We start from the raw sequence: 12,260 nt of genomic DNA on the forward strand, positions 1-12,260 counted from the left end.
AGTATACGAGAGCGGACGAGCGGGAACGGCACGCGGAGCCGAAGCATGCGGCACGCTGCCGCCCACCGTTCCCGTTTCCCCGCCTCCACTACAATGCGCACGATGCCCGGCATGCCCCGCCCCACCTTCACCCGTTCGCTGCTTGCACCGCGCCACTGGCCGGCATGGCTGGGCGTGGGCGCGATCTGGCTGATCGCGCGGCTGCCGCAGCGCGCGCTGATGTGGCTGGGCCGCCGGCTCGGCGCACTGGTGCCGCGAATCCCTTCCGAACGGCGGCACATCGCCGCGGCGAACATCGCGCTGTGCTTTCCCGAACTCGATGCCGCCGCGCGTGCCGCGCTGGTCGACGCGAACCTGCGCGACATCGGCCTGATGCTGGTGGAATTCGCGCTGGGCTGGATGGGCAGCGACCGCCGCATGGCCAGCATCCCGACCCGCATCGAGGGACTGGAACACCTCGAAGCGGCGCGTGCGCAGGGCAAGGGCGTACTGCTGGTCGGCGGGCACTTCTCGCACCTGGAGCTGTGCGCGCGGCTGGTCTCGCAGCGCATCCGCATCGCCGGCATGTACCGGCGGATGGACTCGGCCGTGTTCGAGTGGGCGGTGCTGCGCGCGCGACTGGACTACGCCGACGCGATGTTCGAGAAGGACGACCTGCGCGGCACCGTGAAGTACCTGCGCGGCGGCGGCACGCTGTGGTACGCGCCGGACCAGGACATGCGCAGCAAGGACACCGTGTTCGTGCCGTTCTTCGGCGTGCCGGCGGCCACCATCACCGCCACCCATCACCTGGCGCGGATGTCCGGCGCGCTGGTGATCCCGTTCTTCCATCGCCGCCTGCCCGACGGCGAGGGTTACGCGCTGCGCCTGGGCGCAGCGCTGGATGGCTTCCCCGGCACCGACGTGGTGGCCGACACCGCCCGCGTCAACGCCTGCATCGAACAGATGGTGCGCGAGGCGCCCGAGCAATACCTGTGGGTGCACAAGCGTTTCAAGACCCGCCCGCCCGGCGCCCCCGCGATCTACTGATCCCTCCGACAGCCGGGTGAAAGCCTGGCCCGCCGAAAATTGCGCCACTTCCGGGAACCGGGTCGACTCAGGCGACCCGCATCGCACCGGAGTGGCGACCTGGCGCAACCACCCCGATCCGCGACGACGGCAAGCCCCTCGGGGCCTGCGGCACGCCGGGCTGGAGTGGAACTGCGCGACGGCGCGTCACTCCCTTGCGCCGCACCGGCATCAGGAGCTGGAAAAGTGAATGACGACGCCGTGCAGGGCACACCCGCCGTACCCATCCTCATGTACCACAACATCGCGCACGCCCCGCGCGACCTGCGCGTGTACCGCAGCCTGTTCGTGAGCCCGGCCGCCTTCGCGCGGCAGATGTGGCTGCTGCGCCGGCTCGGCTACACCGGGCTGTCGATGTCGGCCGCCATGCCGTACCTGCAGGGCGAACGCCGCGGCCGCATCGCCGTCATCACGCTGGACGACGGCTACGCCGACAACCTGGACGCCGCCCTGCCGATCCTGCAGCGCCACGGCTTCAGCGCCACCTGCTACGTCGTCAGCGGCAGCATCGGGCGGTACAACCAGTGGGACGCCGAACGACTGGGCGTGCGCAAGCCGCTGATGTCGGCGGGGCAACTGCGCGACTGGCACCGCGGCGGCATGGAAGTCGGCGCGCACAGCCGCAGCCACCCCCGGCTGACGCAATGCGATGACGCGCAGCTGCACGACGAGATCCACGGCAGCAAGGCGACGCTGGAGGACCGCCTCGGCGCGCCCATCACGCAGTTCTGCTACCCGTATGGCGACGCCGACGACCGCGTGGCCGGCGTGGCGCGCGCGGCCGGCTTCGCCGCCGCGACCACCACCCGGCGCGGCCGGGCCCGCGCCGGCATGGACCTGTGGCAACTGCCGCGGGTGCAGGTGGCGCGCCACCACCTGCTGCCGCAGTTCGCCCTGCGGGTGCTGTCGCGCTATGAGGACCGCCGCGCGTGAAACTGCTCTTTGTCGGCACCAACCCCGAGAACACCGGGGCCGCCAGCCACTTCGTCGCCCTGGCGCAGGCGATGGCCGAGGCCGGGCATCAGGTCGATGCGGTGGTCTATCCCGATGGCCTGATCTGGCAGGGCTTGTCCCAGTCCGAAGTCCGCCGGTACGGGGCGAGATTCCGCAACGTGTTCGACCTGCGTGGCTATGTCGCCGTCATCAAGGCAGCGCGACAGCTGAAACCGGACTGGCTGGTGGGCAATTTCGGCAAGGAATACTGGCCGCTGATCCTGATCGGACGGCTGCTGCGCATTCCGGTAGCGCTGTTCCGGCACCGCACGCCGCCGATGAAACGCATTTCCGCGTGGCTGATCCCGCGCCTCGCGCAACGCTTCCTCGCCGTCTCGCAGCACGCGCGCCAGGCCTACCTGGATCGAGGCGTCCCGGGCTCCCTCGTGCGGGTGCTCTACAACCCGGTCAACACCGCGCAGTGCCGGCGCGACCCGCGCCAACGCCGCGCGATTCTGCACACGCTCGGCCTGGACGAGGACGTGATCGTGCTCGGCTACAGCGGCCGCATGCACCGCGGCAAGGGTATCTTCCCGCTGTTCGAAGCGGCCAGCGCGGCGATGGTGGAACAGCCGCGGCTGCATTGCCTGTGGCTGGGCGACGGCCCGGATGCGCCGGCCCTGCGCGCGCTAGCCGCCGCGGATGCGAGCGCGAGCCGGCACCACTTCCTGGGCTGGATCAACGACATCCATCCCTATTACAGCGCATTCTCCATGCTGGCCTTCCCGTCGATCGCCACGGAAACCTTCGGGCGGGTCTCGGTCGAGGCGCAGGCCGCCGGCGTTCCCGTACTGGGCAGCGACATCGGCGGGATTCCCGAGACGCTGCAAGCGGGCGTGACGGGCCTGCTGCTGCCACCGAGCGACGTGGCGGCGTGGCGCGAGGCGATCCTGAAGCTGTGCGATCCGGACCTGCTGGCGTCGATGGGCGCCGCTGCACACGACTACGTGCAACAGCATTTCAGCATGCCGGTGATCGCCGCCCAGTTCCTGCAGATACTGACCGGCGGTTGACCCCGCCGGGTCAGTGCCGCGGCCGCCGCCGCTCGTACAGCTTGGCGTATTTCAGGAACGTGTAGAACGCGTGGATGCGCGCCGCGATGAAACCGGCCCAGCCGGAACGCCAGTGTCCGCGCAGCACGTAATAACGCAGGAACGCCACCGTCGGATACGCCACCATGCGCAAGCGCAGCCAGCTCACCCGTCGCCCGGCCAGGTCGGCCTGTTGCAGGCTGGAGTAGCGGTTCGCCTTGGCCACGCGACCGGCGATGTCGGGCTCGCCATGATGGTCGATGACCACGTCGAGCACGCCCACCGGGCCATCCACCTGCACTTCCTCGTGCACTTCGTGGCCGCTCATGCGCGCGCGTTGCCGGTCGAACAGGCGCACGTAGTGGTTGAGCCGGCCGCGTCGCGACTGCCAGCGCCAGAACTGCCACTCGCGCCGCCACAACTGGTAACCCGCGTAGGCCGGCGCCAACAGCGCCTGTTGCAGATGCGCTGCGGCATCCGCGTCCAGTGATTCATCGGAATCCAGCAGCAGCACCCAGCGATGGCCGGCCAGGTCGATCGCCGCCTGCTTCTGCGCGCTGTAGCCGGCGAACGGCTGCGCGTGGATGCGCGCGCCATAGTGCGCGGCGATCGCCGTGGTGGCGTCGGTCGAGCCCGAATCCAGCACCACGATCTCGTCGGCCCAGCTCACCCCGCGCAGGCAGGCATCGAGCGTGCCGGCGCTGTTGAAGGTGGTCACCACCACCGACAGCAGCTCACGCCCCATCGTCGCCCTCCACGTACAACCCTGCGCACCACAGGCCGAGCAGCCAGGCGAACAGCAACCCCCACCACGCCGAATAGAACGCCAGGTGGGTGTTCAACGGAAACAGCATCACGCCCAGCGCCAGCGTGGCCGGAAACGCACGCGAGCGCGCCGCCGCACCGACCCGGCGCCACGCGCGCCACGCCAGCGCGACCGCGGCCAGCCACAGCGCGAGGCCGAGCGTGCCTGTTTCGGTCAGCACCTCCAACACCAGCTGGTGCGCGTGGCAGGCGCCTTCGCCCACGCCGCAGGCCTCGCCGGTGGCCACGAAGTGATCGTTCGCCGGCGCGTACTGCGGATACGCGTAGCGGAAGCCGCGCACGCCGACGCCGTTGACCGGGTGCGCCGCGAACATCCTGATGCTGGCGTGCCAGATGTCGAGCCGACCGCTGAGCGCGGTGTCGAGCGACTGGTCCGTGCCGTGCAGCACCAGCAAGGTGCGCTCCATGCGGTCGTGGAACCGCGTCGAGGCTTTCCAGGCGAGGCCGCCGGCCAGCGCCAACAGCACCGTTGCGATCACGCAGAATCCGGCGAAGCGCAGCGGCGAGCGCGCCTCGCGCCAGGCGAAGCCCAGCGCCACCAGCGCGTAGCACAGCCAGGCCGCGCGCGAACCGGCCAGCAGCACCGGGCCGAGTATCAGCACGAAGGCGAGCAGCAGGCCGGGCAGTCCCCAGCGTCGTTGTGCCGCCCACAACGCGAACGGCGACAGCACCGCCAGGGTCGGCCCCAGCTTGAGATTGTCCGCACCGAAGATGCCGGAAACACGCTCGGCCTCGGCATGTCCGCCCAGGCTCCAGCCGGTCAGCGCCTGCAGCCACGCATCCGCGCACCACAACGCCAGCACCCAGGCCACGGCCACGTACAGCGCCTGCAGTTTGTGCTCGCGGCGGATCGCGAAACAGGCGTACAGGCCCAGTGGCGCATAACGCAGCAAGGCGACCACCGTGCTCCAGCTCTTGCCCGGCCGGATCGCGTCGACGGCAGAGAGCAGCGCGGCCCCCACGTAGGCGGCCAGCAGCCACAGCAGCAGCTGTGCCCCGGGATGCTGGCGCAGTGCGTGCGGCTCGCGCGCGAACAACAGGATAACGCCGAGCAGGCACAATGCGGTGCCCAGTTCGGAACTGCGACCGAACGGCAGCAGTGCGACCACCAGCCAGAACGGCAACAGCGGGGAGCGCAGCGCGGCCTTGAACGAGGTGGTGAAGGAGTTCATGCGCGGACCGTGGCGAAGACGATCACGCATTGTAGGCGAGCACGTCCGCCCGCAGCGGTATCAGCCGGCGGTCACTTCGTCGTACAGCGCCAGCGTGGCCTGCTGCATGTCGACCAGGCGGTAGCTCTGCAGCGGCGAGATCGGCGGCGCCACCCGCAGCAACTCGGCGGCGCGCTCGACCAGCCGCTCGCGGTCGCCCGGCGGCACGCGGCCGGCCGGATACAGCTCGGCCAGCAATTCGCCGACGCCGCCGTGCGCATAGCCCAGCACCGGGCGGCACAACGACAGTGCCTCGATCACCGTGCGCCCGAACGATTCGGGCCGGTTCGACAGCTGCAGCACCAGCGCCGAGATCGCGTAGATGTCGCGCACGTCGTGGCGCGGCGGCGTCAGCACCACCTGCGAGCTCACTCCGCGCACGCGGATCAGCTCGCGCAGTTCGGCCACGTAGGCCTCGCGGCCGGGTTCGATCACGCCCAGCAGCAGCAGGCGCGCCTCGATGCCGCGGCGCTTCAGGTCGGCCAGCAGCTCGATCGCGTCGTGGTGCCCTTTCAGCCGGGTGCCACGGCCGGGCAGGGTCAGCAGCGGCGCACCGGTCAGTGCCGGGAACTCGGCGAAGAACGCCTTCTGCCAGGCATCGTCCGGCCGGTGCCCGTAGGGGAACGCCACCGGGTCGATGCCGCGCGGGATCACCCGCACCCGCCCCGGCTCCAGCCAGCGGTAATGGCTCAGCACGTAGTCGCGCAGGGTCTGCGAGACCGCCACCACACGCTCGCCGCGCAGCAGGATCGCGCTGTAGCGGCCCGGCGAATTGAGCCCGTGCACGGTGGTGACGAAATGCGGCCGTGGCGCCATCCCCTTCAGCGCCCACCAGCCCATCCAGGCCGGCAGCCGCGAACGGGCATGCACGATGTCCGGTTTCAGTTCACGCAGCACCCGGCGCAAGGCGCCAAGCCGGGCCAGCGTGCCCAGCGACTTGCGCCCCAGGTCCAGCGTGATGTGCTCGCTGCCCTCGGCCTGCAGCTGTTCGACCAACCGCCCGCCGGCCGAGATCACCACCGAGCGGTGGCCGGCCTGCACCAGCGCCCGCGCGATCTCCAGCGCCGAACGCTCCGCGCCACCGGACTGCAGCGCAGGGATCAGTTGGACCACAGTCAGCAGCTTGACGGGCACGGCAATGCTGGACATGAGCTCGGGGCTGGAGGCTTTCATTCTGTGAAGGCATGCAAAAATAATGCCGCCAGCGACCCGGGCGAGCCCGTGCGATCAGTCGCGCAGCACGTAATGTGCGCCACAGTAGGCACAGACTGTCTCGCCGCCGTCATCGACGATCGGCAGGTATACCCTCGGGTGCGAATTCCACAGCGCCATGCCGGGCATCGGGCAGGACAGCGGCAGGTCGGCGCGCGTCACTTCGTAACGATTTTCGGCATTTGCCGGCACCAGCGGCACCGCCGCGGAATGGGGGGACGACATCAGCAGACTCCGGACTGGACAGCAGGCCGCAAATGGTAGCAGGCTGCCGCCTTTCGTCGGGGGACGGTGCGGGCAAGGCGCGGGAGCAGAGCCCGGTCACGGCGACGGGAAAACCCACAGCGCCAACGGCAACCTGGCCCACGAGGCGCGCGGAACACCCAGTCGAAGTACGGCGAATAGGGCGTGGTGGCTGGCCAGCACCTCACGCTGAAGGCGTCGACGCGAAGGCGAACCGAGCCGATTCATCCGCCCATAAAAAAACCGCGCCGATGATGGCGCGGTTTTTTGTGGGTCACAGCAACTTTACTTGGCCGCGGCCTTCTTCGGCACCGAACCTTCGGTGGTGATGCGGATGACGAGCTCGTCGCTGACGTTCGGCACGTAGGCGCCGACGCCGAACTCCGAACGCTTGATGCTGGCGGTGGCGTCGAAGCCGATCGACGGCGCCTTGGTCATCGGGTGCGGGCCGATCTTGTTCAGCGTCGCGTCCAGCACCACCGGGCGGGTCACGCCGTGCACGGTGAGGTTGCCGGTAACCTTGAACTTGTTGCCGCCCAGCGGCTGCACTGCGGTGCTCTTGAAGGTCACCACCGGGTACTTATCGGCGTCGAGGAAGTCCGGCTTCTTCAGGTGTTCGTCCAGCGCCGGCACATGGGTATCGAGGTCGGCCAGCGGCAGGGTCACTTCCACGCTGGACCTGACCGGGTGCTGCTCGTCGAACACCACGGTGCCCTCGCCCAGACCCAAATTGGCGGTGGGGTTGGAGTAGCCGAAGTGGTTCCAGCTGAACAGGACCATCGTGTGGCTGGGGTCGAGCTTGTAGGTGACCGGGGCGGCCTGGACCGACACGGCGGCGCCGAGCAAGCCGGCAAGAACGAGATACTTCAATGCACGCATGGAAAGACTCCGTGGAAAATGGGGGCGGGAAAGTGGGGACGGGACGCGGGCTTCAGGCGATCGTGCAGGCTTCGCCGAAGGTCAGGCGGGGACTGCGCGGGAACAGGTTGCGGCTGGCATCGCCGTAACCAATGCTGATCAGGAAGTTCGACTTGACCGTGGTGCCTGCGAAGAACGCCGCATCCACGCCGGCATTGTCGAAGCCGGACATCGGACCGCAATCCAGCCCGACCGCCCGCGCCGCCAGCAGCAGGTAGGCGCCCTGCAGGGTGGCGTTGCGGAATGCGGTGGTGTCGATCAGCGGCTGGTTGCCGACGAACCAGCTCTTCGCGTCGGCGTGCGGGAACAGCTTCGGCAACTGCTCGTAGAACGCGTGGTCGGTGGCGACGATCGCGGTAACCGGCGCTTCCATGGTCTTGGCGCGATTGCCGTCGGACAGGAACGGCGCCAGCTTTGCCTTCGCCGCCGCCGACTTCACGAACACCACCCGCATCGGCGAGGAATTTGCGCTGGTCGGCCCGAACTTGGCCAGGTCGTAGAGCTGGTGCAACTGCTCGTCGCTCACCTCTTTCGGCAGCCACGCGTTGAAGGTGCGGGCATGGCGGAACAACTGGTCCAGACTGGCCTCGGAAAGCAACTCGCTCATCGGTATCCTCTGTGGAAAGACGCGCCGGCAATGACGCCATCCCGCCAGTTTATAGGTGGTCGCACGCGAACAGTCCACCCGCAAAGAGAACGTACAGTGCTCATTCCGGAAACAATGCCGCGACGCCAGCGCTCATGCTGAAGCTGCATGGTGAATGCTGGGTGATCACCGACAGCGCCGCCGGCAACCAGCGCCAGGCGTTGGCGCTGGCCGAATACCTGCAGCTGCCGCTGCGCCACCTGGTGCTGCAGCCGCGGGCGCCGTGGTCATGGCTGGCGCCGCGACTGGCATGGGGCGGTCGGCTGGCCCTGCCCGCACGCCAGCGCCAGCTGTTCGCGCCGCCGTGGCCAGCGGTGGCGATCGGTTGTGGTCGCGCCGCCGCCCTGTTCACCCGCTTGCTGCGCCAACTGGCCGACGGCCAGTGCCATACCGTGCAGATCCTGAACCCGCGGATCGACCCCGCGCTCTGGGACACGGTGATCGCACCCCGCCACGACCAGCTCGACGGCCCCAACGTGCTGCGTCCGCTCGGCTCGCTGAACTCGGTCGACGACGAGTGGCTGGCCGACGGCCGCGATGCCTGCCCCCAATTCACCGAACTGCTGCAGCCACGGGTCGGCGTGCTGCTTGGCGGGCCGCGCCAGGGCATCGCGCTGGGTGCGGATTACGCCCTGCGGCTGGTCGCGCGCCTGCTGGAACGCCACCGCCGCGAAGGCGGCAGCCTGCTGGTGCTGGGCTCGCGGCGCACCCCGCCCGCACTGGTCGAGATCTTCCGGCACGAACTGAAAGGCGTGCCGGGCCTGGTCTGGGCCGGCCCCGACGATGGCCGCAACCCCTACCCCGGCGTGCTCGGCTGGGCCGACCGCCTGGTGGTCACCCCTGACTCGGTGAACATGCTCTCGGAAGCCTGCGCCGTCGGCTGCCCGGTGGAAACCCTGGTCAGCGCGCCGCTGCCGCCGAAGCTCGCGCGTTTCCACCAGTCGCTGCGCGAAGCCGGCCTGCTGCACGACCTCGATGCGGCGTCCGGCCGGCAACCGCCGTTGCGGGAAACCGCCGCCATCGCGGCCATCCTGTGCGAACGGATCCGTGCCCGGCCGGGCGAATCATGAAGTTTCGCGCAGCCAGCGCAGCCAGCCAGACGCCAACAACGCACCCAGCTGCGGCGCCAGGGGCGCATGCAGGATCTCGGCGGACAGCGGCGCCGTGACCACCAGCCCGACGCAGGTGTCCCGTCCATCCTGCTTGGCGCGGTACAGGGCCAGATCCGCCAATTCGAGTGCCGCGTCGAAGCTGGTCTTGTCGACCTGCGTGGCCAGCGGATGCATGCTGAAACCGATCGAGCAGGTCAGCCGGATCCTGCCGCCGCGACCATTCGCGAATTCCTGTGCCGCAATGTCGTGACGCAGGCGCTCGGCGATGGCCATGACGCCGGCGGCATCGACATCCTTCAGCAGCAGCAGAAACTCCTCCCCGCCCCAGCGCACGGACATGTCGCTGCCACGCTGCGCCTTAATGAGCAGGCGACCCAGCTTGCGCAATACCTCATCGCCCACCGCGTGGCCGTAGTTGTCGTTGATCTGCTTGAAGTAGTCGACATCGATCTGCACCACGCCGGCGCAGGCTTCGCCGGAAAGCACCTCGGGCAGCCGCGCCAGCAGGTAACGCCGGTTGTGCAGCGCGGTCAGTGTATCGGTATGGCTTTCCTCGGCCAGCGCAAGGTTGGTCACGCGCAGGCGTTCAAGCGCGCGCACGAGCTGTTCGGTGCGCTGGTCGACCTCCGCCTCCAGCCATGCATTGCGCCGGCGTTGCCGACGCATGCTCCAGCGGACCAGCAGGAACAGGGCCAGGCACAGCAGCAGGATCGCCGCCACCCGAACCGACACGCGTTCATGCCAGTACGGCCGGACCTGGATCGCCAGATCCGCCTCGGGACCGAAGTCGGGGGCGCTGGGAAGTGCGGCGGCGACACGGAAACGGTAGTGGCCCGGCGGCAGGTGCGTGTAGTACACGACGCGCCGGGCGCCGGCGTCCTGCCAGTCCGCGTCGTAGCCTTCCAGCTTGTAGCGGAACCGCAGCGCACCCACGCGCAGGTAGGGCGCGGTGTAATAAACCGCCAGGTCGCGTGCGCCCTGGCGCAGGTCGAATGGCTGGCCCGGAAACTGCCGGTCGCCATGCTCGATGGACTCGATCATCGCCTGCGGCGGCTTCGGCTGCTTGTCGAGCGCACGCGTGTCCAGCCTGAGCGCGCCATCCGTCGTGCTGTACCAGATCGCATCACCATCGATCAGGCTGCGCGAACCGGCACCACCGTTGCAGCAGCGCGTATTGTGCAGGGCGGTGGCGCGTTCTTCGCCGGCCAGCAGCTGCGGCATCACCCGGCGTGGCGGCGAACCCGGCAACGGCAGTTGCGCCAGCGGCAGCCGCCAGGCACCGGCGATCGAACCGACGTAGAGGTCGCCATCGAGGACATCGAGCGTCCAGGCGTTGTCACTGGGCAGGCCATCCCGCTGGCCGGTCATGCGCAATCGCCCGTCCTGCATCACGCCGATGCCGGCATCCGTGGTGGCAATGCCGAGCATGCCTGGTTTCAGCATGACCACGCGGGTGACGAAGTGGCCACGCAGCGGCGCCGCCCACGCCGGATCCTCCACCCGGCCATGGCGCAGTTCGCGCACGCCATCCTCGGTGCCCAGGTACAGATGATCCGCCGCCAGCGGCAGGATCCAGCGGATGATCGAGGCGGCAGCCGTGGCAGCCGGATCGGCCCGGCTCAAGCTGCCCTGCTGCAAGCGGTACAGGCCGCCGGAAGTGCCGATCCAGAAGTCGTCGTCGGCCACCTCGCGGATGTCGTTGATCTGCCGGCCGTCCAGGGCGGACAGGGCCGGCGGGGTGACATTCCTGCCCCGCTCGTAGACGGCGACACCCGCGCGCGTGCCGACCCATAGCCGGCCCCGGCGGTCGTAGTACAGCTCATAGGCCGAAGGATTCGGCAGCGCGCTGCCGGGGATCAACGGCTGCGCGCGCTTGCCGTCGAAAGTCTCCACGTCCGAATTGGTGCCGAACACGATCTTCCCGTCCGGCGCCCGCACGATGCTCCACACCAGGGAATCGAGCACGCCGTCGCGGGTCGACACGCTTCGCGTCCAGCCATTCCAGGCCCGGTACAAGCCGCCGATCTGGGTACCCATCCACAGGTTGCCGGCGCGATCCTCGTGCAGTGCCCGGACCCACGGGTGGCGCGCGATGTCGCTGTCGGCCACCCGTTCCAGCGTCGCGTCGGGCAACCGTCGATAAAGAGCCTGCACGGTACTGATCCACAAGGTCCCGTCGCGATCGGTCAGCAGGCTTTCGATCGACGCGGTATCGAGTTCGGGGCTCAATCCGGCCGGAACGATGCGATCTCCGTCCACACGCATCAGTCCGACCTGCGTGCCCAGCCATACGCTGCCACGGACCAGTGCCATGTGGTTGATGAGCACGGGCCGGTGGTCGGCGCGAGTCGGCTGCATGCACGTCATCGCCGGCGGATCGATTGCGGGATCGAGACGGCACAGGTGGCCGGACCCGCCGACCCACAGCACCTTGCCATCGCGCAACAAGCTGAAGGCCGCTCCGGCATAGCCGGCCAGCGGGGTGATCCTGTCGTTGTGCAGCTGCGCCAGGCCGTGCGAGGTGGCCAGCAGCGGCGTGCCGTCACCGGCATCCGTGATCGCATTGACCGCGTCACCATCCCAGGCCGTGAAGTGGCCGTCGCGTTCGCGCAACAGGCCGCGGGCGCCGCCAAACCAGACCTGCCCCTGCGGGTCGGCCCATGCCGCGGAGAGCATGCTGGTGTCGACACCGGTGCTGGCCCGGTCGAACGTGGTGAAATGCGTGCCGTCGAAACGCGCCACGGCGGCCTGCGTGCTGAGCCACAGGAAACCAGCCCGGTCCTCCGCCATGCCCAGCACGGTGATCTGCGGCAGGCCCTGCTCGACGCTCCAGTGATCGACGACGAACGTGTGGAACGGTGTGTGCGGATCCATCGCCGCCGCCGGTCGTACCCCGGACATGCAGACCGTGATCATGAGCAGGATCGTGTAACGTCCCCGTGCCATGCTCCCCCTTGCCCTGACGTCAGCCTTCCGCTGGTTGCCCGGACTTGCAGACCGC

At 69.0% G+C, this 12,260-nt stretch carries 11 protein-coding genes; 4 read left to right on the forward strand and 7 right to left on the reverse strand.

Going from position 1 to position 12,260, the window contains the following annotated elements; all coding sequences use genetic code 11:
• Nucleotides 1-111: 111 nt before the first annotated feature.
• The 3 genes from lpxL to IMW82_RS09330 all read left to right on the forward strand — a co-directional run bounded on the left by lpxL (nt 112) and on the right by IMW82_RS09330 (nt 3,074).
• Entirely contained in the window at nt 112-1,029 is a 918-nt protein-coding gene (gene lpxL / locus IMW82_RS09320) for an LpxL/LpxP family Kdo(2)-lipid IV(A) lauroyl/palmitoleoyl acyltransferase (protein ID WP_234411325.1), read from the forward strand.
• A gap of 270 nt (nt 1,030-1,299) precedes the next feature.
• Nucleotides 1,300-2,001, forward strand: a complete 702-nt coding sequence (locus IMW82_RS09325) for a polysaccharide deacetylase family protein (RefSeq protein ID WP_199909834.1) — start codon at nt 1,300-1,302, stop codon at nt 1,999-2,001.
• Nucleotides 1,998-3,074 carry a glycosyltransferase family 4 protein gene (locus IMW82_RS09330; RefSeq protein ID WP_108471676.1) on the forward strand — a complete coding sequence of 359 codons (1,077 nt, stop codon included), beginning with the start codon at nt 1,998-2,000 and terminating at the stop codon, nt 3,072-3,074. Before IMW82_RS09325 ends, IMW82_RS09330 begins: the two co-directional genes overlap by 4 nt.
• Before the next feature lie 10 nt (nt 3,075-3,084).
• On the opposite strand, the gene IMW82_RS09335 is transcribed toward IMW82_RS09330, so the two are convergent.
• From IMW82_RS09335 to IMW82_RS09360, 6 genes are all read right to left on the reverse strand, one after another.
• Nucleotides 3,085-3,837 (reverse strand): glycosyltransferase family 2 protein, encoded by a 753-nt coding sequence (locus IMW82_RS09335; protein WP_108471677.1) that lies wholly within the window; start codon nt 3,835-3,837, stop codon nt 3,085-3,087.
• The gene (locus IMW82_RS09340; protein WP_108471678.1) at nt 3,827-5,089 is read right to left on the reverse strand and encodes an O-antigen ligase family protein; all 1,263 of its coding nucleotides are present in this window, start codon (nt 5,087-5,089) and stop codon (nt 3,827-3,829) included. Before IMW82_RS09340 ends, IMW82_RS09335 begins: the two co-directional genes overlap by 11 nt.
• Before the next feature lie 60 nt (nt 5,090-5,149).
• Nucleotides 5,150-6,277, reverse strand: coding sequence for a glycosyltransferase (locus tag IMW82_RS09345; RefSeq protein WP_108471679.1), 1,128 nt, complete (start codon nt 6,275-6,277; stop codon nt 5,150-5,152).
• A gap of 78 nt (nt 6,278-6,355) precedes the next feature.
• On the reverse strand, nt 6,356-6,565 hold the full coding sequence (locus IMW82_RS09350; protein ID WP_108471680.1) for a zinc-finger domain-containing protein: 210 nt from the start codon (nt 6,563-6,565) through the stop codon (nt 6,356-6,358).
• Between the two features lie 303 nt (nt 6,566-6,868).
• Nucleotides 6,869-7,462, reverse strand: a complete 594-nt coding sequence (locus IMW82_RS09355) for a YceI family protein (protein WP_108471681.1) — start codon at nt 7,460-7,462, stop codon at nt 6,869-6,871.
• Between the two features lie 52 nt (nt 7,463-7,514).
• Nucleotides 7,515-8,108 (reverse strand): malonic semialdehyde reductase, encoded by a 594-nt coding sequence (locus tag IMW82_RS09360; protein ID WP_108471682.1) that lies wholly within the window; start codon nt 8,106-8,108, stop codon nt 7,515-7,517.
• Nucleotides 8,109-8,242: 134 nt separating this feature from the next.
• On the opposite strand from IMW82_RS09360, the gene IMW82_RS09365 reads away from it, so the two are divergent.
• Complete coding sequence (locus IMW82_RS09365) at nt 8,243-9,217, forward strand: mitochondrial fission ELM1 family protein (protein WP_108471683.1); 975 nt, start codon at nt 8,243-8,245, stop codon at nt 9,215-9,217.
• On the opposite strand, the gene IMW82_RS09370 is transcribed toward IMW82_RS09365, so the two are convergent.
• Complete coding sequence (locus IMW82_RS09370) at nt 9,212-12,205, reverse strand: ligand-binding sensor domain-containing diguanylate cyclase (RefSeq protein WP_211004347.1); 2,994 nt, start codon at nt 12,203-12,205, stop codon at nt 9,212-9,214. The genes IMW82_RS09365 and IMW82_RS09370 overlap by 6 nt on opposite strands.
• Between the last annotated feature and the right edge of the window lie 55 nt (nt 12,206-12,260).

Source organism: Rhodanobacter sp. B2A1Ga4, assembly GCF_018101315.1.
Lineage (GTDB): Bacteria > Pseudomonadota > Gammaproteobacteria > Xanthomonadales > Rhodanobacteraceae > Rhodanobacter > Rhodanobacter thiooxydans_A.